The organism is Micromonospora coriariae (genome assembly GCF_900091455.1).
GTDB classification, from domain to species: Bacteria; Actinomycetota; Actinomycetes; order Mycobacteriales; family Micromonosporaceae; genus Micromonospora; species Micromonospora coriariae.
Genome location: NZ_LT607412.1, coordinates 5,578,419 through 5,604,878, shown reverse-complemented (window position 1 = coordinate 5,604,878; position 26,460 = coordinate 5,578,419). Strand labels below are relative to the sequence as shown.

Here is a 26,460-nt window from a genome sequence, read left to right as displayed (position 1 = left end):
GACCTAAGCAGTTGCTTAGGTCGCCGTTGACTTCGGCCGGCGCCGGGATCAGATTTTCCGCAACCACGGAGGTGCGACATGCAGGTGCCGGCACCGTTCGAGTACGAGCGAGCCACCAGTGTGGACCATGCCATCGGCCTGCTGGAGCGGCTGGGCGGCACCGCGAGGCTGATCGCCGGAGGGCACAGCCTGCTGCCGATGATGAAGCTCCGGCTGGCCAACTTCGACTACCTCATCGACATCAACGATCTGCACGCCGAGCTCGGCTACATCGAGACAGGCCCGGACGAGGTACGCATCGGCGCGCTCACCCGACATCGGGAGCTGCTCGAGTCCGCCCAGCTGGCCGCGGCGTTCCCCATCTTCGCCGACGCCGAGCGGGTGATCGCGGACCCGGTGGTGCGCAACCGGGGCACGCTGGGCGGCTCGCTCTGCCAGGCCGACCCGTCCGAGGACCTCTCCGCGGTCTGCACGACCCTGGACGCGCGGTGCGTGATCCGCGGTCCGGGGGGCGCGGAACGGTTCGTGTCCATGGAGGAGTTCCACGTCGGGCCGTACGAGACGGCAGTCGGGGACGACGAGATGCTGGTCGAGGTGCGGCTGCCGGTGCGGCCGGGCTGCGGCAGCGCGTACGAGAAGGTCGAGCGCCGGGCCGGCGACTGGGCCGTGGTGTCGGCCGGCGCGGCGGTGTGGCTCGACGGCGGCGCGATAGTGGACGCCCGGGTGGGGCTAGCGGCGGTCGGCCCGAACACGACGGGCATCCCGGAGATTTCGGCGGCACTGCGCGGGCGGGAGCCCTCCGAAAGCCTGTACGAGCAGGCCGGGGCGATCGCCGCCGCCAGTTGCGAGCCGGCGACCGACCAGCGCGGCAGCGCCGACTACAAGCGGCACCTGGCCGCTGAGCTGACCAGACGGACCCTGCGCCGGGCCGTCGAGCGGGCGAGGAGCTGAGCATGCAGGTCACCATGACCGTCAACGACGTCGAGGTCACCCGGGAGATCGAGGCCCGGCTGCTGCTGGTGCACTTCCTGCGGGACGTGCTGGGCCTGACCGGCACGCACTGGGGCTGCGACACCAGCAACTGCGGCACCTGCGTCGTCTGGTTGGACGGCGAGCCGGTGAAGTCGTGCACTGTGCTCGCCGCGATGGCCGGCGGCCACCAGGTGCGTACCGTCGAGGGCCTCGCCAAGGGCGCCGAGCTGGACCCGATCCAAGAGGGCTTCATGCAGTGCCACGGCCTGCAGTGCGGCTTCTGCACGCCCGGGATGCTGATGACTTCCCGAGCGCTGCTCGACCGCAACCCCGATCCGAGTGAGTCGGAGATCCGCGAGGCGATCTCGGGTCAGATCTGCCGGTGTACCGGTTACGCCACCATCGTCCGCTCGGTCCGCTGGGCCGCGGTGGCCGAGGCGGAGGCCGCCGCCCAGGTCGCCGAGACCACCGAATCGAGCGAGGCTGGCGAGATCGCCGACGCCGGCCAGACTGCGGGGGCCGCCGCATGACCACCGTGCACGAGCGCGTGGACACCTTCCACGACAACGACCAGAAACCCGTCGGGTACGGCCGGATGCTGCGCAAGGAGGACCCCCGGTTCCTCCGCGGTCGCGGCCGGTACGTCGACGACGTTCAACTGCCCGGCATGCTGCACCTGGCCATCCTCCGTGCTCCGGTGGCGCACGCCCGGATCGTCAGCATCGACACGAGCGCCGCCGAGGCGTCACCCGGGGTCAGGGCGGTGGTGACCGGGGCGATGCTGGCGCAGCAGGGCCTGGCCTGGATGCCGACGCTCTCCAACGACGTGCAGGCCGTGCTCGCCACCGACAAGGTGCGCTTCCAGGGCCAGGAGGTCGCGTTCGTCGTCGCCGACGACCGGTACGCGGCGCGCGACGCGTTGGAGTTGATCGACGTCGAGTACGACGTCCTCGACCCGGTGATCGACGCCCGCCGGGCGTTGGAGCCGGACGCCCCGCTGATCCGCGACGACCTCGAGGGTAAGGCGAACAACCACTGTTTCGACTGGGAGACCGGCGACGAGGCGGCCACCGAGGCGGTGTTCGCCCGCGCGGACGTCGTCGTCAGCCAGGATCTCGTCTACCCACGGGTGCATCCGGCGCCGATGGAGACGTGTGGGGCGGTCGCCGACTTCGACGCGGTCGACGGCAAGTTGCGACTCTGGTCCACCACCCAGGCGCCGCACGCGCACCGCACGCTGTACGCCATCGTGGCGGGCATCCCGGAGCACAAGATCCAGGTGATCTCGCCGGACATCGGCGGCGGGTTCGGCAACAAGGTGCCGATCTATCCCGGGTACGTCTGCGCGATCGTGGCCTCGATCGTCACGGGCAAACCGGTGAAGTGGATGGAGGACCGGTCGGAGAACCTGATCAGCACCGGCTTCGCCCGCGACTACATCATGCGCGGTGAGATCGCGGCGACCCGGGACGGCCGGATCCTCGGCATCCGTACGAACGTGCTGGCCGACCACGGCGCGTTCAACGGCACCGCCGCTCCGGTGAAGTACCCGGCCGGCTTCTTCGGGGTCTTCACCGGCAGCTACGACATCGAGGCCGCCTACTGCCGGATGACGGCGGTCTACACCAACAAGGCGCCCGGCGGCGTCGCGTACGCCTGCTCGTTCCGGATCACCGAGGCGGTCTACCTGGTCGAGCGGATCGTCGACTGCCTCGCCGACGAGTTGGGTATGGACCCGGCCGAGCTGCGGCTGAAGAACTTCATCCAGCCGGAGCAGTTTCCGTACACGACGAAGACCGGCTGGGTGTACGACTCGGGCAACTACGAGCCGACGATGCGGCTGGCGATGGACATGGCCGGTTACGCCGAGTTGCGCCGTGAGCAGGAGGAGAAGCGCGCCCGGGGCGAGCTGATGGGCATCGGCATCGCGTTCTTCACCGAGGCGGTCGGCGCCGGCCCCCGCAAGAACATGGACATTCTCGGGCTGGGCATGGCCGACGGCTGCGAGCTGCGCGTCCACCCGACCGGCAAGGCCGTGGTACGCCTGAGCGTGCAGTCGCAGGGCCAGGGGCACGAGACCACGTTCGCGCAGATCGTCGCCGAGGAGATCGGGATCCCGCCGTCCGACATCGAGGTGCTGCACGGCGACACCGACAACACCCCGTTCGGCCTGGGCACGTACGGCAGCCGCTCGACACCCGTGTCCGGCGCGGCGGCTGCCCTGGTGGCGCGCAAGGTCCGCGACAAGGCCCGGATCATCGCCTCGGGCATGCTCGAGGTCTCGGTGGCGGACCTGGAGTGGGAGAAGGGCGCGTTCCACGTCAAGGGCGACCCGGGCACGTCCGTCACGATCCAGGACATCGCCATGCGCGCGCACGGCGCGGGTGACCTGCCCGAGGGCATCGAGGGCGGACTCGAGGCGCAGATCTGCTACAACCCGTCGAACCTGACGTACCCGCACGGCGCGTACATCTGCGTGGTGGACATCGATCCCGGCACCGCGCAGGTGAAGGTGCGGCGGTTCATCGCTGTCGACGACTGCGGCACCCGGATCAACCCGATGATCATCGAGGGGCAGGTGCACGGCGGGCTGACCGACGGGGTCGGCATGGCGCTGATGGAGATGATCGCGTTCGACGAGGACGGCAACTGCCTCGGCGCGTCGCTGATGGACTACCTGATCCCGACGTCACTGGAGGTGCCCGACTGGGAGACCGGATTCACCGTCACCCCGTCGCCGCACCACCCGATCGGTGCGAAGGGCGTCGGCGAGTCGGCGACTGTCGGTTCGCCCCCGGCGATCGTCAACGCGGTCGTGGACGCCCTCAAGCCCTTCGGCGTACGGCACGCCGACATGCCGCTGACGCCGTCGCGGGTCTGGGACGCGATGCGCGGCCAGGCCCGGCCGCCGGTCTGAGGGGCCGAGATGACCACTATCGCGGACCGCGCCCGGGAGCTGACCACCTCGCGCGAGCCGTTCGTGCACGCCACAGTGGTCCGCGCCCAGGAGCCGACGTCGGCCCGGCCGGGCGACGCGGCGGTGATCCGAGCGGACGGCTCGATCGAAGGCTTCGTGGGCGGGGTGTGCGCCGAGAGTTCGGTGCGGGCCGCCGCGCTCGACGCCCTGCGCGACGGTGACGCGCTGCTGCTGCGGGTGCTGCCGGACGGTGCGGCCCCGTTCCCCGAGGCGCCGGGGGCGCGGGTGGTGGTGAACCCGTGCCACTCCGGTGGCGCGGTCGAGATCTTCCTTCGGCCGATGCTGCCGGCGCCAACCCTGCGGGTGGTCGGTGACACGCCGATCGCCGCCGCGGTGGCGACGTTGGCAGCGTTCCTGGACTTCGACGTCGTCACGTCCGACGACCACGCCGGCTGCACCGCCGTCGTGGTGGCCGGGCTCGGCAGGGGCGAGCAGGACGCCATCCGGGCCGCGCTGGACGCCGGCGTGGGGTTCGTCGCGCTGGTCGCCAGTCACACACGCGGCGAGGTCGTGCTCGGCGAGCTGGGGTTGACCGACGCCGAGCGGGCCCGCGTCCACTCGCCGGCCGGGCTGGACATCGGCGCGCGTACGCCGCCGGAGATCGCGCTGTCCATCATGTCCGAGGTCGTCCGGGCGATCCGGGCGGAGGGGCTGAGCCCGTCGTCGGGCGCGTCGGCGGCGAGGCCACAGCAGGCCGTCGACCCGGTGTGCGGGATGACCGTGCTGGTCGGGCCGGAAACGCCGTACGCGCGGGTCGACGGGCAGGACCTCTGGTTCTGCTGCGCCGGCTGCCTCGCGCGTTTCACGGCGGCGTAGCCCGTGTTCACGACCGGCCTGGTGCTCGCCGCGGGGGCGTCGGTCCGTCTCGGCGAGGCGAAGCAGTTGCTCCCGTACCGGGGGCGGACGCTGCTCGACGCGACCCTTGACCTGGCCCGCTCGTGCGGCTTCGACCAACTGCTCGTGACCCTCGGCGGCGCGGCGAGCGAGATCCGCGACCGGGTGGACCTCACCGGGTGCCAGGTCGTCGAGAACTCGGCGTTCAGCAGCGGCTGCGGGTCGTCGGTCGGCACGGCCGCCCGGTCGGTGGACCCGCGCGCCGACGCGCTCGTGCTCCTGCTCGGCGACCAGCCCGGGGTACGCGCCGCCGACGTCCGTCGGGTCGCCGCGGCGTCCACCCCGCTGGCGGTGTGCCGCTACGCCGACGGGTTGGGGCATCCGTTCCGCTTCGGCCGCGAGGTCCTTCCCGAGCTGTCCGACCTGCACGGCGACCGGGCCGTGTGGAGGCTGCTGCACTCGGGCCGCCACCAGGTGACCGAGGTGCCCGTCGACGGGCCGGTGCCGATCGACGTGGACACCCGCGCGGACTACGAGCGGCTGCTGGCGGGAGAGCCGTGAAGGACGCGCTGACCGTCCGGCACCGCCTCGACGCCGTCGACTACCTGGTCGACGACGGCATGGCGATGGCCCTGTTCCTGGCGTTGCGGCTCGGCCGGCCGCTGCTGCTGGAGGGCGAACCCGGTGTCGGCAAGACCGCCGCCGCGAAGGCGCTGGCCCGGGCGCTGGAGACACCGCTGATCCGGCTGCAGTGCTACGAGGGGCTGACCGCCGGCGAGGCGCTGTACGAGTGGAACTACCAGCGGCAACTGCTGGCGATCCGACTCGCCGAGACGCAGCACGCCCGGCTCACCGACGCGGACCTGTTCAGCGCCGAGTTCCTCCAGGAACGGCCGATCCTGCGGGCCGTACGCCATCAGGGACCGGTCCCGCCGGTCCTGCTGATCGACGAGATCGACCGCGCCGACGACGAGTTCGAGGCGCTGTTGTTCGAGTTCCTCGGCGAGGCCGGGGTGACGATCCCCGAACTAGGTACGTTCACCGCTCGTACGCCGCCCGTCGTGGTGCTCACCTCCAACCGCAGCCGGGAACTGCACGACGCGCTGCGTCGACGCTGCCTGTACCACTGGATCGACTTCCCCGAACCGGACCGGGCCGTGGAGATCGTCCGCCGGGCCGTACCGGGCGCGACCGAACCGCTGATCCGTACGGCTGTGCAGTTCATCGGAAGCGTGCGGGGCCTGGAGTTGGAGAAGGCGCCGGGGATGGCGGAGACCATCGACTGGGTGTCCGCGCTGTCCGTGCTGGGCGCCGCCGACCTGGCCACCGCCGAGGTTTCCCGGACCATCGGCGCCATCGCCAAGACCGCCGACGACCGCGCCGTCGTCGCCGCCGCGCTCGGCACCCACCAGGAGAGTCAGGTATGAAGATCACCAATGAGTTCGCGGTCGCCGTTCCGATCGAGCGGGCCTGGGCCGTGCTCACCGACCTCGAAGGGATCGCGCCGTGCCTGCCGGGCGCCCAACTGACAGGCGTCGACGGTGACGTCTACCGCGGCAGGGTGCGGGTCAAGGTCGGGCCGGTCATCTCGGAGTTCGCGGGTACGGCGCGGTTCGTCGAGAAGGACGACGCGGCGTACCACGGGGTGATCGACGCGAAGGGCCGCGACGCGCGGTCGACGGGGAACGCCTCGGCGCTGGTCACCGCCCACCTCCGGCCGGACGGCGACCGGACACTGGTCAGCGTGGACACCGACCTGAAGATCTCGGGGAAGCTGGCCCAGTTCGGCAGCGGCATGATCAAGGAGGTGTCGGGCAGGCTGCTGACCCAGTTCGTCTCCAACCTCGAGGCCAAGCTGGCGGCCGAGCAGGCGCCGACGGCCGCCGACGGCCCTGCGACCGTGCCGGCCCCCCGGCGAGCGTCCGACCCCGTCACCCCCGCGTCGCAGCCCGAACCCGGCCCCCTTTCGGCCGCGTCCGCCCCGGCGGTCGCGAGCACGCCGGTCACCGCCGCCGTCGAGCCGTCGCCGGTGGAGCCGTCGCCGGTGGAGCCGTCGCCGGTGGACCCGTCGGCCGCCGCCCCGCCTGCGACGTCGGCCGCCGAGCCGGAAGCGCTCGACCTGCTCAGCATCGCCGGTGGCTCGATCACCAAGCGACTCGTACCGGTGATCGTCGGCCTCGTCGCGGCCGGCGTGGTGATCGCCTGGCTGATCGCGCGCCGGTGAGTGCGGCCCTGCTGCGCGGAATCGACCGGGCCGCGTTCGCGGTGGCGTTCGCCGGCCGGCTGCGGCACGCCGGCGTTCCCGCCGGGCTCACCGACATCGACGACTTCGTCCGGGCGCTCGACGCCAGCCCACCCGACTCGATGTCCACGCTCTACTGGACCGCCCGGATCAGCCTGGTCCGGCGGCACGCCGACCTCAGCGCTTTCGACCGTGTCTTCGCAGCCGTCTTCGCGGACGCGCCACCGCTGCCACCGCCGAACCGATCCGCGACCCCGGCGGGCGACCGCGACGACGTACACGTGCCGGTGCCCACCGGCACGGCCGACGAGGGTCCGGGCGGCGGACTGCCGTGGGCGACGCTGCCGCCGGCCGTCGCCCAGGCGCCGGAGTCCGACACCGCGCTGCGGCTGCCCGAGCGGCGCCCCAGCGCCCTCGCCGGGCTCGCCGACAGGCCGTTCGACGAGCTCGACGCCGCACAGCTCACGCTGCTCGGCGACGCCCTACGCGCGGCCGTCGCCGGCTGGCCGACCCGTCGCGCCAGGCGGCACGCCGTCAGTCCGACCGGACGGCGGATCGCGCTGCGGCCCACGATCACCCGGGCCCGCGGCACCGGTTGGGAACCCGTCGAGGTCGTCCACGAGCGGCCGGTACGGCGACCACGTCGGGTCGTGCTGCTCTGCGACGTCAGTGAGTCGATGCGGGCGCAGGCCACCGCGTACCTGCACCTGATGCGGGCATTCGCGGTCGTCGCCGAGGCCGAGGCGTTCGCGTTCGCGACGACGCTGACCCGGCTCACGGTTGTGCTGCGACACACCTCGGCCGCCGAGGCGGTCGCGCAGGCCAGCGCGGCCGTGACCGACCGGTACGGCGGCACCCGGATCGCCACGAACCTGCGCACTCTGCTCAGCTCCCGGCACGCGGACGCCGTGCGCGGAGCCGTGCTGGTGATCGGTTCGGATGGCTGGGACAGCGACCCGCCCGACGAACTCGCCGCCGTGATGGCCCGACTGCGTCGCCGCGCGTACCGGATCGTCTGGTTGAATCCGCGCGCCGGCGCCCCCGGCTTCGCTCCCCGGGCCGGCGGCATGGCCGCCGCGCTCCCCTACTGCGACCGGCTGCTGCCGGCCGGCACGTTCGGGGACCTGCTGCTCGCCGCCCGTCAGCTCCAGAGCGTCACGTGCACCGACGGCTTGAAGTGACCGATGCTGACGCCCGCGCCGCGCATCATCGCCTGAATCGCCCGAGGCGTCGACGAGAACCGCGACAACTCGGCGGCCGCCGACAAGGGGCCGGGACTGGCGAGCACCTGGGAGTGCCACACCGCCTCGACGGTGGCGTGCGGCCCCACCACGTGCTGGAGCTGGCCTTCGCGCACGTCGGGTGCGACGGTGAACGACAGCGCCGGTGAGACGCCCCTGCCCCGCTTGGCCTCCCCCAGCGCAGCCGCGTGGCTCTGGAAGATCTGCTGCCGGTCGTCGGGCACGGCGAGCCGGCGCAGCATCGCGGGTACCGCGCCCAGGTCGGTGGCCGCCGACGGGCCGAGCAGCCAGGTCTGCTCCCGCAGCTGCCCCGGGGACGCCGACACACCGGCCAGCGGGTGATCCGGGCCGACCACGACCACGAGCCGGTAGTTCATCATCGGCCGGCACGCGATCGCCCCGTCGACGACCGGAGGCTGCGGCCCGACCGCGATGTCCGCGGCCCGGGTCAGCAGCAGCGACTCGAACGAGCCCGGGTTGCGCACGCTCAGCTCGACATCGAGGTCGGCGGCCCGCTTCGCGAACAGCTCGATCAGCCCCGGCGCGGCGAACTCGGCGAACAGGCTGGACGCGGCCACCCGCAGCAACCGCCGGCCGCGTTTCGCGGCGCTCACCTCCAGCATCGTCCGATCCTGCAGACCCAACAGCTCCGCCGCGCGACTGGCCAGCCGGAGCCCGCCCGGAGTGAACGCGAGCCCCGCTGCCGTCTTGCTGAACAGCTTGTCCCCGAACTCCTTGCGCAACTGCGCGACGTGGAGTGACACGGCCGACTCGGACACCTCAAGCTCAGCGGCGGCCTGCTTGACGGATCCCAGCCGAACCACGGCGACGTACGCGCGCAGCTGCGTCGGGGTCATGGCCGCCCCACCTCCCCGCCCCATCCCGTGGTTCGGCTCTCCGTCGAGACGAACCCCGATCATCCCCCGCCGAAGCATCTCGCCACCAGCGCCAGTTCACCAGGCCGCAGCCACGCCCGTGCCGTAGATGCATCAGACAAGGCGCTGGATACGCACGCCCGGACGCTCGTTTCTCAGGTGGGCGTGCTTGTGCTGGCGGACCTGCTCGTCCCAGACCGCCTGGTCGTAGGTCGGATCCGGCGGTATCCACTTGTGCGACCCGTCGCTGTAGTGGAACTTCTCGTCGCCTGCCCGCAGGATACTCACCGCACCCATCCGAGAAACCGCCGGTGCAGCGCGCCGGCCGGTACCCAGGTCAGGTCCTCCGACGCGCGGACCAGTTGAGCACCCCATGTAGAGGGCAAGCGACACCGGCGCCTCCTCGAACTCCGCACTCAGCTCCCGTTTCCGGATCCGGCACGGCCACGGCCCGTCGCACCCGCCACAGCTCCAGATCGGCAATACCGGGCCGTGCCTGGTCACCGCGAGCCTCCCCGTACACATCCCGTCGAGCCCGCGCAGTTGCACGCTGGTGATGTTCGCTGCTGGTCGTCGTTCACTGCTCCTCCTCCCCCGGCCAGTGCCCCCGTTTAATCGGGATGCAGTGCCGAATCCGGCACGGAAGGTCTCCGCCGCACCGGCAGACCCACCGCCACTTGCGCCACGACCAAACAGGCCGGTGCCGCCGTGCCAGGGTCGTCGCGGCTGCGATCAGGTACTGGTCGTAGGAGACTCGCCGCCACGGCGGTGAGATGCGCCCCATTGCTGTCTCCTTCGGCGGGCAGCACGACCTGGCCGACTCCCTCGGACGGGACCGGTTATGGAACGTTCGGTAACTACGACGCTACGATCGCGACGGCGGCCGTTGAACTCACCACCAGTACGAGTGACCAGGCCAGACCCTGCTCCCGACGGCCGGTCGGAGGCAGAACGTCGACCACCGGTCAACGTAGGGGTGTCGGATGGCAAGTCAGGGGCGCTCGCGGCGTCAACGAGGTGGCGTAACCGGGTACCTGCTGAAACTGCTCCGTGAGTCCATCCCGCTGACTCAGGAGCAACTCGCGATCGAGTTGGGCATGGACCGGGCCACGGTCCAGAGTTGGGAATCGGGACGCCGACCCTTCACCGCTGTCGCATTCGGCCAAGCGATCGCTACCCGACAGAAGCTGGCGATGCTCGGCGCGAATGCCCGTTTGCTGGCCGCTCTCGACGACGCCGCAGAGGCGGACGTCATCCTCGCTGCGACACTCGACGCAAAGGTCGAACGGACCGATGTCACCGAGCAGCCGTTGGGCTGGTCGGTGCTCACCCACCGTCTGACTGACCTGATCCTCTGGGCCGTCCTCGGACAACCACCCACGTTCCTGAGAAGCCTCGCGGTCTATGGCCCCCGCCGCGGACCCGTCGCCTCCGGCCCGCTGCTACTCGCCGACGAGCGCGCCGCCTTCTTCACACAACTCCACGTGCTCGCAGACCGCGCCGCTGGTCGACGGAACCCGGAGGTTCTTCTGCACCGGCAAGCCTGCTTCCTTGCCGGCATGGACCCCACCGGAGCACCCGCCCAATGGCTCGCACAGAACAGTGTCAGAAGCACCCAACGCGCAGCCGTCTTCCACACCTGGTCGCCACTGTGGCCCGATGCTCGCTCCGTAGCCACCTCCCTCGCCAACCAGGGCGACCCGGAACCGCTCCGAGACTTCATCGCCCGCGCCCACCCGGACGACGCCTGCGAGCGGGCCGCGCTCAACTACTCGGCCTACTGGGTCGGCGAAATCCCATACCGCCAGCGCGACGACTCCTTCATGCCCGCCGCCCTCTCCGACTGGCGCGGCTCGCGACTCCTCCGACACCTGGTCGAACGCCTCGACGGAGGGCATCCCTTCGTGGACCTCAACATCCACAACACGTGGGCCCTACTCACCGCACGACGCGGCCTCGCCCTCGACGACCCAACCATCGGAAACGCACTCGCCGACCGCAGCGCCATTCTTCTCGACGGTGACTCGGTCTCAGAGCAGTCCCGGAAGGAACTGACGTCTATCGTCTAAAGCCTGCGCACCGACGGACTCACCGGCACAGGGACGGGCAGATGACTGACGACCACGACGCCGTAGGCGCGATGAGCTTCATCTTCGAAGCGGGCGTCCTCAAACGCGCCGCACGCACCGGATGGTGGTTCGCCGGCATCAAGCACCCCGAGTCCATCGCCGAACACTCCTTCCGCACGGCACTCATCGGCATGATGCTCGCCGCTATGGAAGGCGCTGATCCCGCCCGAGTGTCGATGATGTGCGTCCTGCACGACACCCAGGAAACCAGGATCACCGACATCCCCCACATCGCCAAGCGCTACCTCACCGCCGTACCGAACACCGCCGTCACCGCCGACCAGGTCGCGGCCTGCCCACCAGCCGTTGCCGAGGCCATCACCGCCGCCGTCACCGAGTACGAGGCCGGGCAGACGCTGGAAGCGATCGTCGCCCGCGACGCCGACAAGCTGGAGTGCCTCGTCCAGGCCGTCGAGTACCGCCACCAAGGCATCGACAACGTCCAACGCTGGATCGACAGCTCACGCGCGGCTCTCAAGACCGCGTCCGCCCACCGCCTCGCCGACGCCGCCCTAGCAGGACAACCACTCGCCTGGCTCTCCCCTCCACCGATGTAGTGGCAGGTGACGGTCAGTCCTAGCCGCGGCTACAACCTAATCGGCTTGTCGGTCGCGAGGTCCGCGCCTACCGTCGTGGGGCACCTCCCGATGCGCAGGCAACGGCTACTTCCTCTTCCAAAGGGGAGACGTGGGTTCGAATCCCACCGCCACTTCGGGTGGCGTCGACCAGTGGCCCAGGTCGCCTTGGCCCGCAAGGGCCGGTCGCCGTCGCCGCTTCGATCTCGGGAGGCGCCCACGCCGCACGCCCGGTGCGACGGACACGGTTACTTCTATGGTGACGGCCCTGCAAGGGCCTCGCGGTTCGAACCCGCGAACACCGTGTCCACTTTTGATCTCGGGCGTGCGGCGTGACCACATCCCTCTCGCTTTCGAGATCGCAAACTCCATTGCCCGGCCGGTGCCGCCACCGCTACGGTCGTGACCGCACTTCCCGGTGCGGCAGGCGACGGGTACATCTGGAGGGGCTTACGCCCCGGTGGAAGACCACCCGTCGCCGACCTCGATCTCGGGGAGCCGCGACCACGCCGCACACCCGGTGCGCAGGCAACGGTTACTTCAGGGTTCCGCAGATGGGGGTTCGAGTCCCTCGACGCCTTCGGGCGGATGGTTCAACGGACAGAACGGCGGACTAGTCCGTGGCCGATTCTGATCTCGGGTGTGCGGTGTGGTCGCGCCTTCCCGGCCGACTGACGTGGGGGACGTCATGGCCAAGTTCAACCTCAAGCTGCGCAAGAGCCGGCACCAGGCGATGACCGCCGAGGGCGGGCCGGGCTTCACCCGTGAGCCGCGCACCGAGCTGTTCCTGCTCGGCGTGTCCAACATGGTCGGCGAGGACACCTTCTACGAGGGCGCCACGGACCGGGACGCTCGCTTCCGCGACCTGGTCGCCGCCGTGGCCGTCGCCGACCCCGACTGGTTCTCCCGTTTCGTGCCGTGGCTCCGGTCCGGCGCGATGATGCGCTCGGCGTCCGTGGTCGCGGCACTGGAGGGCGCTCGCGCCCAGGTCGCCGTGGCGATTCCGGGTTCGCGGGCGATCGTGGACGCGGCGCTGCAGCGTGCGGACGAGCCGGGCGAGGCTCTGGCGTACTGGCTGGCTCGCCATGGCCGGGCGCTGCCCAAGCCGGTGAAGCGGGGCATCGCCGACGCGGCGGTCCGCCTGTACACGGAGCGGAGTCTGCTCAAGTACGACTCCGTCGGGAGCACGGTGCGCTTCGGTGATGTCATCGATCTGTCCCACCCGACCGCGAAGGACGAGCGGCAGGGTGACCTGTTCCGGCATGCGCTGGATCGGCGGCATCGGCGGGACAACCCGCTGCCGGCATCGCTCCGGATGCTGGCGGCGCGGGACGCGCTCATGGCGTTGCCGGTCGAGGAGCGCAGGGAGGTCACCGATCCCGCGGTGCTGGGTGCGGCAGGCATGACGTGGGAGGCCCTGGCCGGCTGGCGGCAGACCGCGATGGACGCCCCGGCGTGGGAGTCCGTCATCCCGACCATGGGCTACCTGGCGCTGCTGCGAAATCTGCGCAACTTCGACCAGGCCGGAGTCAGCGACGCCGTCGCGGAGACCGTGGCGGCCAAGCTCTCCGACCCGGGCGAGGTCGCCACCTCACGGGTACTGCCGATGCGCTTCCTGTCGGCGTACAACGCGGCGCCGAGCCTGCGGTGGGCTTATCCGCTGGAGAGGGCGTTGCAGCACGCCCTGGCGAACGTGCCCAGCCTGGCCGGACGGACCCTGATCCTGATCGACACGTCCGGCTCGATGCAGAGCCCGTTCAGTAAGGACGGCACTCTGCGCTGCTGGGACGGCGCCACGGTGTTCGGCCTCGCGCTGGCCGCTCGGGCGCAGTCGGCCACGGTGGTGTCCTTCTCCAATGCCAGCCGGGTGTTCCCCGGGGTGGCGGGCGAGTCGGTCCTGGCGGCGGTGCGCCGGTTCAAGGACGGTGGCTATTTCTACGGCATGGGAACCGACACGGAGAAGGCGGTACGCGGGCACTACGACCGGCACGACCGGGTGGTCATCCTCACCGATGAGCAGGCCCACTGGCACTGTGCCGTGGACGTCACGGCCGCGGTGCCCGCAGAGGTGCCGGTGTACACCTGGAATCTTGCCGGCTACCGGGTCGGCCACACGCCGACCGCCGGCAATCGGCACACCTTCGGTGGTCTGTCCGACGCCGCGTTCGCGATGATCCCGCTGATCGAGGCCGGGGCCCGCCACGAGTGGCCCTTCTGACCCCCGCTGCGAGGCTGAACCGGCCTCGCAGCGGGGTCGGCCGCCCGTCTCATCGACCGTTCAGCGGCGGGTGCGGCCTCGACGCACCGCCCAGATTCCAGCAGCGATTGCCGCCGCCGTCGGCAGGAGACAGCAGAGGGTCAGGATGAACAGGTGCCACGGCTTGATCGCTCCCACGGCTGCGAGAGTAGGCGTCGTTGACCACCGGCACTGCCCCGGCGGACGTTTGACGCTCAGACGATGTGCACCAGCCGGAAGCGCTCGGTCACCACCAGGGTGTCGTCGTTCACCGTGAAGCCGGGATCACCCAACTCCGCGCGCACGTCCGCGCTGTGCCAGAACGTCTCGTGCCCCGCTCGCCACTGCGCCACCGACTCGTCTCCCTCGCCCTCGGCCAGGGCGTGTTGCAGGTCGACGTCAGCGAGCCGGAGCACCCGTACCTCGGTCAGCTCGATCACCGCGACCCGTCGGTCCTCGGAGTCCACGACGGCGGATCGCTGCCCTACCTGGGGCAGCGGCTCGTTCGCGACCTCGTATCCGACCAGCAGGGCGGACGTCGAGGTCTTCGCGCCGGACAGGATCGCGGCCACCAGCTGGTCCCGCAGCGGTCCGGGGAACGCGAACTCGGCGCGCGGCAGATCATCGACGAGGTCCATGCGTGGAGGGTACGCGGTATGACGAGCCGGGAGGACAGGTCAGGCCGGGCGCGAACACGCGCTGGTCCCGGTCAGCGGGGACCGGGACCAGCGTGTGGCGCAGTCAGGAAGCGGCGATGCCTTCCATGCCGATGCTGTCGGCGAACTTCGGCAGGCCCTCGACCGTGGTGACGAGGGTCAGGGAGCCGTCCTTGTTCACCTCGTAGCCCTGCACGTTACCGGCGGTGGCGTTCTGGACGTACAGGAAGCCGTCGCTGGTGGTCATGTCGATCGATCCGCCGCCGGTGTCGGCGGCGACCGCCTTGACGAGTTCGAGCTTGCCGTGGTCATTGACGCGGTAGGCGCTGATTGTGGAACTGCCGGCGTTGGCGGCGTAGAAGTAGTCGCCGACGCGCTGGATCCAGCACGTTGCCTGCTGGCCGTTGGGCACCGACGGCCCGATCTGGTCGAGTTGGCCGTCCTCCTCGAGTTCGAACCGGCTGACAGCGTTCGCGCCCGATTCGGCGACCAGCAGCGTGTCGTCGGTGTCGAAGGTGAAGCCGAACGGGGTGTTCCCCGCGTCGCTGATGACCGGGTTACGGGCCAGCTCGCCGTGGCGGCCGATCTCGTAGCTGAACATCACGTTGGCGGCCTTGGTCGACACCAGCACGAACTCACTGTCCGGGTCGATCTTCACCTGCGCCGGGGCGGTGCCGAACGCGGGCGGGTTGCCGTTGTGCAGTCCGAGCGACCGGTTGGCGTCCTCGATCCGCGAGAGGCGCCCCTTGTGCAGCTCGAAGCCCTGCACCGACCCCTCGCCACCGGCGTTCAGGACGTAGACGAGGTCGCCACGGGCCGCGATGCTGACCGGCAGCAGACCTCCGGACCAGATGACCTGAAGCTTGTGCAGCTTGGTGCCCTCGACACCGAACACCGTCACCGTGTTGCTGCCCGCATTCACGGCGAAGAGCAGCCCTTTATGGTAGATCAAGGAGCCCTGCGAGGCCAGCGCGTCGAGCGGCGCGCCGATGGTGAACCCGCCCAGCCCGCCGGTCTCGTACTCACCCGCCTTGGTGAGACGGCCGTCCTCGTCACGGTCGTACACCTTGATCGTGTTGCCCTCCGCCTTGTTGGTCTGGACGAAGACCGCACCCTCTTCGTCCTGGTGGTAACCACGCCCCCCGCGGTCGTCATGCTGCGACCCGGGGCCGCCGTCGGCGAAGGCAACCCCCGGTGTCGTTCCCACGCTGGTCAGACCCGCCAGGAGAGCTGCCGCAACGGCTACGCTGCGCTTCATCGATGGCTCCTTACGCGCACGATGGGATGAATAAGAGTTTTCCTCTCGTTAAGAAGCTAACGGACCGTGTAGCCGAGATGACGCGCTTTACCCGAATGCAGTAATTTTGTTCCGTTCTATCGATTCGCGGGACGCTGGCCGAGGGCAGTGGCATACGCACGCCCGAGATCGACTCCCCTACGATCTGGTCCATGCGTCGGGTCACGCCGGTACTGGCGTTCTCCGACGTTTTGAAGCTCGACGGGGTCGACGTTGTCCGACTGGTTCCGGTGGCGATGGTGTAGTCGCGCACCTCGCGCCGGGCGCGTGCCCTGCCGACTCTTGTCGCGGGCTACCGCTGCCAGGCGTCGATGGTCCGGACGCTGTCGCGCACGACCCGGTCCAGGATGGCGGGGTTGCCGCTGGTGCCTTCCCATCCCTGATCGTTGAGCACTGTCACTGTGCGGTCGACGCGTGCCACGGCGATCTGGCTGGACGCCGTGCTGCCGGTGCGTTCGCCGTTCAAGCTCGTCTCGGCCCACGTCCTGGTCACCAGCAGCGCCTCGTCCCCCACAGCGGGCACAGCTCGCCCCTCAACGTCGACGGGGTTGCCGGCCTCCTTGTAGGAGGGGCAGGCCTGCACGGATCCGCGGAGCCGTCGCATGTAGTCCGAAGCGCCGTCGCCATCGAAGGTGAAGATCGTTTGGTGGATCATGCCTTGCGGCACGCTGCTGTCTGGTTCGCCGGGCGTCTTGTAGGTGACGGTCATCGAGGCGCTCGCGGTGACCTGTCGGCCTCCGGTGCCGAACTCGTTGCCGCACATCGTCGGCAGGGCGTCCGCGACGGGCGTCGCCCGGCGGGGGGACTTGCGCAGTTCGGGTGGCAGTTCGACGAAGGCCGACGTCGGGATCGTCACCCGGGGGCGCGCGCTCGATGATGGTTGGTCGGCCTGGTTCGTCGGTGCCGATGCGGTCGTCGGTGGCACGCTCGACGAAGCCGCACCGGGCCGGTCCTCGCCAACGGTGCAGGCAGCGGTGAGCGCGACGGCGCCGAGCATCGGCAGGACCAGCGCGAGCATCTTTCCTGCTCGGACGGTCGGTGGCGGCGTGTGGCGGCTCATCATCACCTCTTCGGCTCTGCCAGTCATGCCCTGCGACGAGCCGACCGAAACGATTGTCACCCCGGCAGGCAGCACCAGGAGGTCACCACGCGGCGTGACCTCAGCTCGGGTCGGGCAACCACGGCCCGAGCACTGCGGGGTCGGCGACGGCCCTCTCGACCTGCGCGCGCTCCTGGGCGTTCAGCGTCAGCGCTCGGAGGCGGCTCCCCCAGTCGGCCACGCGTTCGGACTTCTCCAGCGCTACCGACAGCTCGATCAGCCCGGCGAGTGCCAGCGCCTGTTCGACAGCTGAGGCGCTGTCGCCGTGCCGACGCAGCCCCGAGTCGAGCGCCCGGTACGCCGCCCGGTCGTCGGACTTGAACTCGCGCAGGATCCGCGCGTTGTCGAGCACCCGGGCCAACCCCCGCAACGTCGTCGAGCCGCCGTACTCCAGCTCCGCCGGCTCGTCGCGTTGGATGAAGATGATGGTGTTGCCGGACGGGTCGACGATGCTGAACCGCGACGCGCCGGGCCGGTAGCGGGTCATCCGGGGCAGTCCCTTGGCGAGCACCTTGCCGTAGGTGCGGCGCATCGCCTCGGTGAACGACGCGTGGTACGGAGCGACCGCGTCGACCATCACCAGGCAGCCGCCGGTGTTCTCCGCCGACGGGTCCAGCCCGCGCGGCGCGCGGCCGTAGTGCAGATCGAACCCGCTCCACCGGAAAGCCAGGTAGACGTACGGCTTCGTCTGCTCGTAGGTCACCTCGAACCCCAGTGCACGCCAGAACGCCAGGGTCTCCTCGGGTGACACGCAGTGCAGCAACGGCACGGTGGTCTCGTTCGGCTGGACACGGTCCTCGTTCGTCGTCATCGCCGCTCCCGGTCCGGTCGACAGGCCGGCCATTCTGCCAGCGCCGACGAAGGGCCACGACCTCGTTGCGTCTCCTACCCAGGGAGGAGGCGCCGCTCCGACCGACGGCCGCAACCGGGGCTCACGGTCGGACGCAATCAGCGGACACGATCGGGAGCATCTACAGACATGACTATCGCGCTGCGCCGGGCGGCACACTGGCACCGCCCCCTGATGGTTTTCGTCTACGCGATGGCGGTGCTCACCGTCATCTCCGCTGTCGGCATCCTCGTCGACTCTCGCGTCCTCACCGGGTCGCCGATCTGGCTCAAGCCGTTCAAGTTCGCCGTGTCCTTCGTGGTGTACGGCACGACGCTCGCCTGGATGCTCTCCCTGCTGCCGCGCCGCAGCCGGATCGCGGAGTGGGCGGGCACGGTCATCGTCGCGATGGCGGTGATCGAGATGGTGGTGATCGTCGGGCAGGTGCTCCGCGGTACGACCAGCCACTACAACGGGACCAGCCCACTGAACGCCGCCCTGTTCACCGCGATGGGTGCGGCGATCATGGTGCTGTTCGCCGCGCACTTCGTCATCGGGATCGTGGTGCTGATCCGGCGGCTCACCGATCGGGCCGCTGCCCGCGCGGTCGGGTGGGGGCTCGGCCTGTCGCTGCTGGGCATGCTCGCGGCGGTGCCGATGGTGCTGCCGATGCAGGAGCCGGGGATCGACGGGATCTCCGGGGCGCACGCTGTCGGCGTACTCGACGGCGGGCCGGGGCTGCCGCTGCTCGGCTGGAGCACCACCGGTGGGGACCTGCGGATCGGGCACTTCGTGGGGCTGCACGCCCTGCAGGCCCTGCCGATCCTGGCGATCCTGCTGAGCCGGTTCCTCGGGACGCGGCTGGACGAGCACACCCGGGCACGGCTGGTGGTCGTGGCGGGCGCGGCGTACGGCGTACTCACGGTGTTGTTGACCTGGCAGGCCCTGCGCGGACAGCCGCTGCTGCGCCCGGACGCGCTCACGCTGGCCGCCGTCGCGGCCCTGACGGTCGCGACCGCGACCGCCACCGGCCTGGTGCTGGCTCGCCGGCGCAGCCCGGAACTGGCGCTGGCCGCATGACCGCCACACTGTTCACCCTGACGTTCGCGGTGGCCGCGCCGTTCTGGGCGCTGATGATCCTGCTGCCGCGCTGGTCGTGGACCGTCCGGATCATCTCCTCGCCGCTGATCGTGCTGCCGGTCGTGGTGATCTACGCGCTGCTGGTGATCCCGGCGTTCGGCGACGTGCTGCCGGCCGTGGCGTCACCGACCCTGGACGGCGTACGCGACCTGCTCGGCACCTCCGACGGCGCGGCGGCGGGCTGGGCACACATGATCGCGTTCGATCTGTTCGTCGGCCGCTGGGCGTGGCTGGACAGCCGGGAACGGCGGGTGCCGGCGCTGGTCATGGCTCCGGTGCTGGTGCTGACCATCCTGCTCGGACCGCTCGGCCTGGCCGCCTATCTCGCGGTTCGAGCCCGGTGGCGGCGGCCGACGGTCGTTCGTGCCCCCGAGCCGCACCGCCTAGGCTGACCCCGTGAGGTGGGCGGGACGACTGTTCGACACGCGGGACACCCTGGTACGGATGGTGCTGCTCGACCTCAGCGGTCTGGGCTACCTGGTCGTCGGCACCCACGCCACCCGCACGCCGACGGCCACGCAGTGGGTTCTCGCGGTGTTCGCGTTCGCCCTCGGGCTGGTGTTCCACCGTCGGCCGCTGGTCAACCTGGTGGCGCAGGCCGGGCTGCTGGCGGTCGCGATCCCCCTGGTCGACGACACCACGATCAACCAGGTGGGCGCCAGCTGGGCGTTGCTCGAGGTGACGATGCGGGCGCGTCGAGCACGCCCCATCTGGCTCGCCGCCGGGTTGCTGGCCGTGGTCGATCTGACCGACTCGGTCGGTGATCCGATCGGCCGGTTCGCCTCCGGTGTCTTCGGGCTGACCCTGGAGGTCGGCGTGCCGGTGCTGCTCGGCCTGGTCATCCGGACCAATCGGGAGCTCGGTCGGCAGGCCGTGGAGCGGGCGACGGCGGAGCAGCGCCGGCGCGAATCGGAGAGTCGCGCCGCGCGCGCCGACGAGCGCAGCGCGATCGCCCGCGAGCTGCACGACGTCGTCGCGCATCACGTGGCGTCGATGGTGTTGCGGGTCGGTGTGGCCCGGCACGTGCTCACCGACCTGGATCCCCGGGTGGGCGAGGTGTTCGACGACGTGCACGGCACGGGGACCGCCGCCCTGGCCGAGCTGCGCCGGCTGGTCACGGTCCTGCGCGACCCCGACGGGGTACGCGGTGACGCGGCACTGACCGCGATCGAGCCGTCCGCGCTCCCGGCGGCACTCGGTGCGACGGTCGACCGGGCCCGCCAGGCGGGCATCACCGTGGAGGCCGACATCGATCCGGCGGTCGGCTCACTCGACGCGGTACGCGGCCTGGCCGTGCTGCGACTGACCCAGGAGGCGCTGACCAACGTGGCCAAGCACGCCGGGACGTCCGCGATGGCGCACCTCGTGGTCGCCGTCCGGGACGGGGCCGTGCACTGGGAGGTCTCGGACGACGGGCGCGGCGCGGTGCCGGCGGCGGTGCCGTCCGGAGGCGGGCACGGGATCACCGGCATGCGCGAGCGCGTCGAGGTCCTCGGCGGCCGGCTGGAGGCGGGCGCGGCCGGGACGGGGTGGCGGGTGCGCACCGTGCTCCCGATCGTCGCCTCCGCACCCGCCGCCGGGAACCCGGCCGTGTCGGTGCCCCGTGACCGCGAGGCCCCCGAGGGTTCGCCCGCGCCGGAGCCGGCGTGATCCGCGTCCTGCTGGTCGACGACCAGCACCTCATCCGCGCGGGCCTGCGCATGCTCTGCGACGCCCAACCCGACATCGAGGTGGTCGGCGAGGCCGACAACGGCCGTGACGCGATCCCGCTCGCCGCGCGGCTCATCCCCGACGTCGTCGTCATGGACCTGCGCATGCCCGGCGTCGACGGAATAACGGCGACCAGCCGGATCCTCGCCGAGCGCCCCGCCACCCGCGTCCTGGTGCTGACCACCTTCGGTGACGACGACCACCTCTATCCCGCCCTGACCGCCGGCGCCTGCGGATTCCTGCTCAAGGACGCACCGCCGGCCGAGCTGGTGGACGGCATCCGCCGGGCCGCCGTGGGTGACAGCCCGTTCAGCTCCGAGGTGCTGCAACGCCTGGTCCAGCGCGCGGTGCACGCCCGCGCCGAGGCACCCCGGCCGGTGCAGGGCCTGACCGCGCGCGAGCAGGACGTGCTGAACCTGGTCGCCGAGGGTCTGTCCAACACCGAGATCGCCGACCGGCTACACATCGGCGTCACCACCGTCAAGACGCACATCACCAACCTGATGACCAAGACCGACAGCCCCAACCGGGTACGCCTGGCCCTGTTCGCCCGCGGCGCCTGAAGGGCGGGTGCAGGCGTGACATCGTCGTGGTCGTGCCCCTTGACGTAACGGTGGGAGCGCTCCAAGATCGACTAGAGCGGTCCCGTGCGCACGGTGGACCGCCCTAGTCGGGTGTGGTGGACAGTTGCTGAGCGCATTCGGTCTGACCGAGCTGGAGGAGACGGTCTACCTGGAGCTGGTCCGTGGCCGGGTGGGCACCGCGACCGAGCTGGCCCAACGCGTCGCGGTCACCGTGGCCGAGGCGGAGCAGGCGCTCGACGCCCTCGCCCGGGCCGGGCTGGTACGCCTGGTCGGCGGCCGCGCCGGCGCCGCTCCCCCCGACCTGGCCATCGAGTCGCTGCTCAATCAGCGGATGCGCGAACTCCAGGAGGCGCGGGTCGGCCTGTGGGAGTGGCTACGGGAGCAACGCGCGGTGGACCCAATGGACCAGGGCGTGCAGCTGGTGGTCGGCGTACCCGCGATCATGCAGGCGTTCGACCAGTTCCTGCGCGGCGCCCAGGACGAGGTGCTCGGCTTCGACCGCCCGCCGTACGCGGCCGTGCTGCACGAGAACCCGACCGAGCTGGAGCTGCTCGACCGGGGCGTCCGTTTCCGGGTCGTCTACGACCGACGCGGGCTGGAACGGCCGGGCGCCGCGGCCCACATCGGTCGGTTCGTCGCCGCCGGCGAGCAGGCACGGGTCGCCACGAACGTGCCCGGAAAGCTCGCCGTCGCCGACCGTCGGGTGGCGCTGCTCTCCTTTCCCACCCGGGACCAGAGCGTCGAACCCTGGGCGCTGGTGGTGCGCGGTGTCACCTGGGTCGAGGTGCTCGTGGCGCTGTTCACCGAGGTGTGGGACCGGGCCACGCCGCTGCGGCTCGCCCCGGCCACGGCCCTGATCGACGACGTCGACCGGCAGGGCGCACCCACCCCGACCGACCGGCAGATCCTGTCGCTGCTGATGACCGGCCTGCCCGACAAGGCGGTCGCCTCCCAGTTGGGCATCTCCCTGCGTACTGTGCAGCGGCGGCTGCGGCAGTTGATGGACGCGACCGGCAGCGCCACCCGGATGCAGCTGGGGTGGTTCGTCGCCCGCAACGGCTGGCTCTGAGCCCGAGGTGCGGGGCCTGCCGACCCCCGAGGTGTCGGCAGGCCCCGGTCCTCACTTCGTGACAGTGACCGACACGGTGATCGGTGTCGCCGCCCCCTTCGCACCGTTGTTGGTCACCAGCAGCGTGGCGACGTGCGTACCCGGCGCCAGGCCGGTGGTGTCGACGGTGACGGTCAGGCCGGCCTTCGCCCCCGGCTCCACCTGGCCCGAACCGGCGGCGGACAGCCACGGCACGTCGCTGTACGCCGGGAGCGACCCGTCGACGTGGTAGACCTTGCTGCCGTACGGCCGGCCGGTCGCGTTACCGAGCACCCACAGGTCACCCCGCTCGTCCAGGTCGAGCCCGGCGCCGCTGAGCGGGTTCGGGTCCGGGTCGGGCAGCGAGGCGAGCGGCTGGCAGGTGGCCGGGTCGAGTGCCCAGATCGACTCCTTGGAATCCTGGTTGATGCCCCACAACACGTTGTGTTCCTCGTTGAGGGCCAGCCCGGTCATCCACGGGATGGGCGGGGTGCACTCGCCCAGCACCGACCCGGGCTGCGGGTGGGACAGGCCGGCGAGGTGCCGGATGACCCCGTCGCCGCTGAGGTAGAAGGTGTCGTCCGACGCGCGGTGGGCCAGCCCGTAGTAGAGCTTGCCGGCCCACGGCCCGGTGATGTTCTCCTTCACCTCCAGGGTGTCCGGGTCGAAGCACACGATCGGCAGGTCCCCGACGAACGACATCTTCGGCGCGCACATCAGGTCCCGGTTCGGCACGTACGCCATGTCCGACGGCCAGCCGCCGATCGGCAGCACGCCCTTGCCGAGCGAGCGGCCGTCGGTGGTGAAGCGCTGCATCTGCCCGAACAGGTACGAGTTGGAGACGATCAACTCACCGTTGCGGTACCCGACACCGAACGCGTTGTAGAGCTCCTTCACCGGGAACGAGCTGAGCACCCGACCGGGGATGCCGGACGGCGGGGTGGCCGAGTTGATTTCCCGGGCCAACCAGGTGGCCGGCAGGTCGCCCCGGTTGGTCAGGGTCACCGTCGCGGTCCGGGTCACCCCGGCCCGCGCGGTCAGCGCGACCGCGTTGCGGTTGGCCAGCAGCAGCGGCGTACGCAGTGCCAGGTCACGCTTGACCACCTTGGCCTCCGCCAGGGCGACCGAGGTGCCCGGCAGGTCGTAGCCCGGTTGCAGGGCGGTCACGGTGACCGGCCCGACCGGCGCCTCCACCTGGTAGAAGCCGTCGGGGTCGGTTGTCGCGGTGATCGGTTGCGGGGCGTTGGGTGACTCGATGCGTACCGTCGCGCCGGCCAGCGGCTGGCGGTCGTTGGCGTCGCTCACCGTGCCCCGCAGCAGACCGCGGCCGGGAAGCCGGAAGGTGACCGCGCGCGCGGCGTCGAGCACCTGCTCGTCGCGGGAGTACGTCAACGCGTCCCGGCCGGTGGCGTCCTCGATGCCGACGGTCGCCGAACCGCCGGCCGCCGCCCCGGTGGCGCCGAGCTTGCGGTACTCGATTGTGACGTTGCCGTTCTCACCGAGGCGTACCTGCACGTCGACCCGGGTCTTCGGCGCGCTCTTGAGCGCAGCCCGGGTCCAGCTGACCACGAACTGCCGGTTCATACCGGCTCCGGAGACCCGGGTGCGCACGGTCGAGGCGTGGTCCAGGACCAGGTCGTCCCAGAACGCGTAGACGGCCGGGGCCGAGACCGCCGGCGCGGGCAGCGGCCCGTTGTCGCCGACCGAGGTGGTCGCGTCGGCGCCGAAGGTCAGGTAGCCGTCGGTGTGCACGGTGATCCGGCGGTAGGTGCTGCCGTAGAACGTCATCGGGAACGGCAGGTCGACGCCCCGGCTCGCGGTGTCTCCGGTGAGGGCGAGCACGCTGCCGCCGTCGGTCCAACCGGCGGCGGCTGTTCCGGCCCGGTAACCGTGCCGGTCGGCCTTCGCGGCGAGCGCCACGTCCACCGTCTGCGGCCCGTCCACGGTCAACGCCACCGTCTTCGGAGCCAGCCACCGGCCGTACTCGACCAGCAGGTCGTAGTCGGCCTCGGGCAGCATCCCGCTGTAGCGGCCCTTGGCGTCGGTGACGAACGGCGGGAACGTCTCCCCGACGAGCGCCAGCCGCGCACCCACGACCGGCTTCCCGGCCGGATCGGTGACCCGGCCCTGGACGGGCTGCCAGGCCGCGGGCTCGGACAGGTCCAGTGTCGTGTTGGTCGTACCACTGGCCGGCACGGTGATCGTCTGTCGCACGGTCTTGCGCGCGAAGAACGACGCGGTCAGCGTGTACTCGCCGGCCGGAACACGACCCAGCTGGACGGTGCCGCGTGCGTCGCTGCGGGCGCTGCGGGTGACCAAAGCGGAGGTGAGGGTGATCCGCGCCCCGGACAGCGCGCCCCCGCCCAGCGTCGCGTGCACCACCACACCGCCGAGCTGCTCGGTCGAGGCCTGGGTCACCAGGTCGTACGCGTCGAGCCGGCCCTCGCCGTAGACGTTGTTGTCGGCCGGGGTCCCGCCGCACTGCAGGTCGTTGACGTCGTGTGCGGTGCGATCCAGCAGCTCGCGGGTGGTCACCAGGTCACGGCGCAGGTTCGGCACCGCCGACCAGGCCAGCGCGACCGCTCCCGCGACGTGCGGGGCGGCCATCGAGCTGCCGTCGCTCAGACCCCAGTCGTTGCCCGGGATCGTGGACAGGATGCCGACGCCGGGGGCGGTGATGTCGGGCCGGACCGTGCCGTCCGGGCCCGGTCCACGGCTGGAGAACGAGGCGATCACACCGCCGGCGTCGGTCGCGCCGACCGCGTACGCCAGCGGGTTGATCGCCGGGTGGCCGGCCGTGCCGCACGGCTCGGGCATCTCCTGCGCCTCGTTGCCGACGGCGAAGACCGGGAAGATGCCAGCGGCGACCCAGGAGTCGATGATCGTGTCGTAGAAGGTGGGGTCACCGTCGTGGCCGCCCCAGGAGTTGTTGATGATGTCCGGCGCGAGGTCGGGGCGGGGGTTCTCGCCGTTGTGGTCGGTCGGCGCGAGCATCCACTGGCCGGCGGCGAGCAGCGAGCTGTTGCTGCAGTAGTTGGCCTCGCAGCCCTTGGCCGCGATCCAGGTGGCGCCCGGGGCCACCCCGGTGATCCGGCCCTCGCCGTCGTCGCCGAGCATCGACCCGACGGTGTGGGTGCCGTGCCCGTAGTTGTCGCAGGGCGTCGAGGGCAGGCAGATCCCGGTCGGGTCGAACCAGTTGTAGTCGGAGGTGAAGGTGCCGTCGTCGTTGTTGCCGCGGTACTGCCGGACCAGCGCCGGGTGGTCGTACTGCACGCCGGAGTCGATGCTGCCGACGACGACGCCCTCGCCGCGCGTGCCGTACTCGCGCCAGACCTTGTCGGCGCCGACCGCGCCGAGGTTCCAGGGCAGTTGGGTGGTGTCGGCGGTTGCTCCGGCGGTGCGGACCGGCTCCTGCAGTCGGGTTCCGCCGATCGCGGTGATCCGCTCGACGTCCGCCCGGCGGGCCAACTCGGTCAGCAGGTTCAGGTCACCGCTGACCTCGATGACGTTCGCGATCCAGTACGGGGTGAAGTCGGCGTGCCGGTCCCGCAGCAGCGAGCGGAGCCCGCGTTGGGTCGTCTCGGCGTGCGCCACCTTGGTCTCGTAGACCCGCTTGGTGCGAGCGACACGGCCGGCGCGGCCGCCGACGGACCGCTCGACACGGTCCAGGTCGCCCTGGTCCAGGGTGGCCTCGTCGGTCAGCTCGACGAAGAAGCTGGTGCTGGCGCCGGTGCGGGCCGGCCCGAGCACGTGCGGGTCCACCTTGCGCAGCGGGTCGACCGCGCCGCCGGTGGGCGCGGGCGTGGGTGCGGCCACGGCGACGCCGGTGGGCAGGGCCAGCACGACGGCCAGCGCGGCGCCGATGGCGCTCATGGCACGGGGTGCCCGGTGTCTGGATCTGAGCATGAAGACGTTCCTCCCTCGGGCGGTCGCCCGGGGAAGGCCGACACCGCCGTCGCCGATTCTCAGCCGCGCAG

23 protein-coding genes and 1 pseudogene are annotated in these 26,460 nt (G+C 71.0%); 16 read left to right on the top strand and 8 right to left on the bottom strand.

Features of this window, described 5'->3' with window-relative positions; translation table 11 throughout:
* Positions 1-78: 78 nt before the first annotated feature.
* From GA0070607_RS25980 to GA0070607_RS25945, 8 genes are read left to right on the top strand one after another with little or no spacing between them, the layout of a single operon-like run.
* Positions 79-951 (top strand): FAD binding domain-containing protein, encoded by an 873-nt coding sequence (locus GA0070607_RS25980; RefSeq protein WP_089020526.1) that lies wholly within the window; start codon positions 79-81, stop codon positions 949-951.
* A gap of 2 nt (positions 952-953) precedes the next feature.
* Positions 954-1,502 (top strand): (2Fe-2S)-binding protein, encoded by a 549-nt coding sequence (locus GA0070607_RS25975; protein WP_089020525.1) that lies wholly within the window; start codon positions 954-956, stop codon positions 1,500-1,502.
* Positions 1,499-3,889: an aerobic carbon-monoxide dehydrogenase large subunit gene (locus GA0070607_RS25970; RefSeq protein ID WP_089020524.1), complete on the top strand. Its 2,391-nt coding sequence runs from the start codon at positions 1,499-1,501 to the stop codon at positions 3,887-3,889. Before GA0070607_RS25975 ends, GA0070607_RS25970 begins: the two co-directional genes overlap by 4 nt.
* Before the next feature lie 9 nt (positions 3,890-3,898).
* Positions 3,899-4,765, top strand: coding sequence for an XdhC family protein (locus tag GA0070607_RS25965; RefSeq protein WP_089020523.1), 867 nt, complete (start codon positions 3,899-3,901; stop codon positions 4,763-4,765).
* 3 nt (positions 4,766-4,768) lie between these two features.
* Positions 4,769-5,344 carry a nucleotidyltransferase family protein gene (locus tag GA0070607_RS25960; RefSeq protein WP_089020522.1) on the top strand — a complete coding sequence of 192 codons (576 nt, stop codon included), beginning with the start codon at positions 4,769-4,771 and terminating at the stop codon, positions 5,342-5,344.
* Positions 5,341-6,210, top strand: coding sequence for an AAA family ATPase (locus tag GA0070607_RS25955; protein WP_089020521.1), 870 nt, complete (start codon positions 5,341-5,343; stop codon positions 6,208-6,210). The genes GA0070607_RS25960 and GA0070607_RS25955 overlap by 4 nt, the downstream gene beginning before the upstream one ends.
* Positions 6,207-7,007 carry an SRPBCC family protein gene (locus GA0070607_RS25950; RefSeq protein WP_089020520.1) on the top strand — a complete coding sequence of 267 codons (801 nt, stop codon included), beginning with the start codon at positions 6,207-6,209 and terminating at the stop codon, positions 7,005-7,007. The genes GA0070607_RS25955 and GA0070607_RS25950 overlap by 4 nt, the downstream gene beginning before the upstream one ends.
* The gene (locus GA0070607_RS25945) at positions 7,004-8,206 is read left to right on the top strand and encodes a vWA domain-containing protein (RefSeq protein WP_089020519.1); all 1,203 of its coding nucleotides are present in this window, start codon (positions 7,004-7,006) and stop codon (positions 8,204-8,206) included. The genes GA0070607_RS25950 and GA0070607_RS25945 overlap by 4 nt, the downstream gene beginning before the upstream one ends.
* Here the strand turns inward: GA0070607_RS25945 and GA0070607_RS25940 are convergent.
* The 3 genes and pseudogenes from GA0070607_RS25940 to GA0070607_RS33620 all read right to left on the bottom strand — a co-directional run.
* The gene (locus GA0070607_RS25940) at positions 8,167-9,123 is read right to left on the bottom strand and encodes a LysR family transcriptional regulator (RefSeq protein ID WP_089020518.1); all 957 of its coding nucleotides are present in this window, start codon (positions 9,121-9,123) and stop codon (positions 8,167-8,169) included. The genes GA0070607_RS25945 and GA0070607_RS25940 overlap by 40 nt on opposite strands.
* A gap of 132 nt (positions 9,124-9,255) precedes the next feature.
* Complete coding sequence (locus tag GA0070607_RS32850) at positions 9,256-9,429, bottom strand: hypothetical protein (RefSeq protein ID WP_172899108.1); 174 nt, start codon at positions 9,427-9,429, stop codon at positions 9,256-9,258.
* A pseudogene (locus tag GA0070607_RS33620) lies at positions 9,429-9,645 on the bottom strand (hypothetical protein); the annotation flags it as partial. The pseudogene GA0070607_RS33620 and the gene GA0070607_RS32850, both read right to left, overlap by 1 nt.
* A gap of 479 nt (positions 9,646-10,124) precedes the next feature.
* Between GA0070607_RS33620 and GA0070607_RS25920 the strand changes: the two are divergent.
* The 3 genes from GA0070607_RS25920 (at position 10,125) to GA0070607_RS25910 (ending at position 14,063) form a co-directional block, all read left to right on the top strand.
* Positions 10,125-11,210, top strand: coding sequence for a helix-turn-helix domain-containing protein (locus tag GA0070607_RS25920; RefSeq protein WP_089020515.1), 1,086 nt, complete (start codon positions 10,125-10,127; stop codon positions 11,208-11,210).
* 41 nt (positions 11,211-11,251) lie between these two features.
* A complete protein-coding gene (locus GA0070607_RS25915) occupies positions 11,252-11,827 on the top strand; it encodes an HD domain-containing protein (protein ID WP_089020514.1) in 576 nt (191 codons plus the stop codon).
* Between the two features lie 706 nt (positions 11,828-12,533).
* Positions 12,534-14,063, top strand: a complete 1,530-nt coding sequence (locus tag GA0070607_RS25910; protein WP_089020513.1) for a TROVE domain-containing protein — start codon at positions 12,534-12,536, stop codon at positions 14,061-14,063.
* A gap of 233 nt (positions 14,064-14,296) precedes the next feature.
* On the opposite strand, the gene GA0070607_RS25905 is transcribed toward GA0070607_RS25910, so the two are convergent.
* The 4 genes from GA0070607_RS25905 to GA0070607_RS25890 all read right to left on the bottom strand — a co-directional run bounded on the left by GA0070607_RS25905 (position 14,297) and on the right by GA0070607_RS25890 (position 17,944).
* Complete coding sequence (locus tag GA0070607_RS25905) at positions 14,297-14,719, bottom strand: ASCH domain-containing protein (RefSeq protein ID WP_089020512.1); 423 nt, start codon at positions 14,717-14,719, stop codon at positions 14,297-14,299.
* Positions 14,720-14,822: 103 nt separating this feature from the next.
* Positions 14,823-15,995 carry a lactonase family protein gene (locus tag GA0070607_RS25900; protein ID WP_089020511.1) on the bottom strand — a complete coding sequence of 391 codons (1,173 nt, stop codon included), beginning with the start codon at positions 15,993-15,995 and terminating at the stop codon, positions 14,823-14,825.
* Positions 15,996-16,326: 331 nt separating this feature from the next.
* A complete protein-coding gene (locus tag GA0070607_RS25895) occupies positions 16,327-17,031 on the bottom strand; it encodes a hypothetical protein (RefSeq protein ID WP_157743266.1) in 705 nt (234 codons plus the stop codon).
* Positions 17,032-17,194: 163 nt separating this feature from the next.
* Positions 17,195-17,944 carry a VOC family protein gene (locus GA0070607_RS25890; protein WP_089022107.1) on the bottom strand — a complete coding sequence of 250 codons (750 nt, stop codon included), beginning with the start codon at positions 17,942-17,944 and terminating at the stop codon, positions 17,195-17,197.
* 168 nt (positions 17,945-18,112) lie between these two features.
* On the opposite strand from GA0070607_RS25890, the gene GA0070607_RS25885 reads away from it, so the two are divergent.
* The 5 genes from GA0070607_RS25885 to GA0070607_RS25865 all read left to right on the top strand — a co-directional run bounded on the left by GA0070607_RS25885 (position 18,113) and on the right by GA0070607_RS25865 (position 22,465).
* Positions 18,113-19,042 (top strand): hypothetical protein, encoded by a 930-nt coding sequence (locus tag GA0070607_RS25885; RefSeq protein WP_089020509.1) that lies wholly within the window; start codon positions 18,113-18,115, stop codon positions 19,040-19,042.
* Complete coding sequence (locus GA0070607_RS25880; RefSeq protein WP_089020508.1) at positions 19,039-19,494, top strand: ABA4-like family protein; 456 nt, start codon at positions 19,039-19,041, stop codon at positions 19,492-19,494. The genes GA0070607_RS25885 and GA0070607_RS25880 overlap by 4 nt, the downstream gene beginning before the upstream one ends.
* 4 nt (positions 19,495-19,498) lie before the next feature.
* A complete protein-coding gene (locus GA0070607_RS25875; protein ID WP_089020507.1) occupies positions 19,499-20,752 on the top strand; it encodes a sensor histidine kinase in 1,254 nt (417 codons plus the stop codon).
* Positions 20,749-21,375, top strand: coding sequence for a response regulator transcription factor (locus tag GA0070607_RS25870; RefSeq protein ID WP_089020506.1), 627 nt, complete (start codon positions 20,749-20,751; stop codon positions 21,373-21,375). The genes GA0070607_RS25875 and GA0070607_RS25870 overlap by 4 nt, the downstream gene beginning before the upstream one ends.
* Positions 21,376-21,499: 124 nt before the next feature.
* Positions 21,500-22,465, top strand: coding sequence for a helix-turn-helix transcriptional regulator (locus GA0070607_RS25865; RefSeq protein WP_089020505.1), 966 nt, complete (start codon positions 21,500-21,502; stop codon positions 22,463-22,465).
* A gap of 51 nt (positions 22,466-22,516) precedes the next feature.
* On the opposite strand, the gene GA0070607_RS25860 is transcribed toward GA0070607_RS25865, so the two are convergent.
* Positions 22,517-26,389 (bottom strand): S8 family serine peptidase, encoded by a 3,873-nt coding sequence (locus GA0070607_RS25860; protein ID WP_157743265.1) that lies wholly within the window; start codon positions 26,387-26,389, stop codon positions 22,517-22,519.
* Positions 26,390-26,460: the final 71 nt, after the last annotated feature.

Coding starts and splice junctions, on each gene's coding strand:
- GA0070607_RS25980 (WP_089020526.1), top strand. CDS start 79: ATGCAGGTGCCGGCACCGTTCGAGTACGAGCGAGCCACCAGTGTGGAC.
- GA0070607_RS25975 (WP_089020525.1), top strand. CDS start 954: ATGCAGGTCACCATGACCGTCAACGACGTCGAGGTCACCCGGGAGATC.
- GA0070607_RS25970 (WP_089020524.1), top strand. CDS start 1,499: ATGACCACCGTGCACGAGCGCGTGGACACCTTCCACGACAACGACCAG.
- GA0070607_RS25965 (WP_089020523.1), top strand. CDS start 3,899: ATGACCACTATCGCGGACCGCGCCCGGGAGCTGACCACCTCGCGCGAG.
- GA0070607_RS25950 (WP_089020520.1), top strand. CDS start 6,207: ATGAAGATCACCAATGAGTTCGCGGTCGCCGTTCCGATCGAGCGGGCC.
- GA0070607_RS25940 (WP_089020518.1), bottom strand. CDS start 9,123: ATGACCCCGACGCAGCTGCGCGCGTACGTCGCCGTGGTTCGGCTGGGA.
- GA0070607_RS25920 (WP_089020515.1), top strand. CDS start 10,125: ATGGCAAGTCAGGGGCGCTCGCGGCGTCAACGAGGTGGCGTAACCGGG.
- GA0070607_RS25915 (WP_089020514.1), top strand. CDS start 11,252: ATGACTGACGACCACGACGCCGTAGGCGCGATGAGCTTCATCTTCGAA.
- GA0070607_RS25910 (WP_089020513.1), top strand. CDS start 12,534: ATGGCCAAGTTCAACCTCAAGCTGCGCAAGAGCCGGCACCAGGCGATG.
- GA0070607_RS25905 (WP_089020512.1), bottom strand. CDS start 14,719: ATGGACCTCGTCGATGATCTGCCGCGCGCCGAGTTCGCGTTCCCCGGA.
- GA0070607_RS25900 (WP_089020511.1), bottom strand. CDS start 15,995: ATGAAGCGCAGCGTAGCCGTTGCGGCAGCTCTCCTGGCGGGTCTGACC.
- GA0070607_RS25895 (WP_157743266.1), bottom strand. CDS start 17,031: ATGCTCGGCGCCGTCGCGCTCACCGCTGCCTGCACCGTTGGCGAGGAC.
- GA0070607_RS25890 (WP_089022107.1), bottom strand. CDS start 17,944: ATGACGACGAACGAGGACCGTGTCCAGCCGAACGAGACCACCGTGCCG.
- GA0070607_RS25885 (WP_089020509.1), top strand. CDS start 18,113: ATGACTATCGCGCTGCGCCGGGCGGCACACTGGCACCGCCCCCTGATG.
- GA0070607_RS25880 (WP_089020508.1), top strand. CDS start 19,039: ATGACCGCCACACTGTTCACCCTGACGTTCGCGGTGGCCGCGCCGTTC.
- GA0070607_RS25860 (WP_157743265.1), bottom strand. CDS start 26,389: ATGCTCAGATCCAGACACCGGGCACCCCGTGCCATGAGCGCCATCGGC.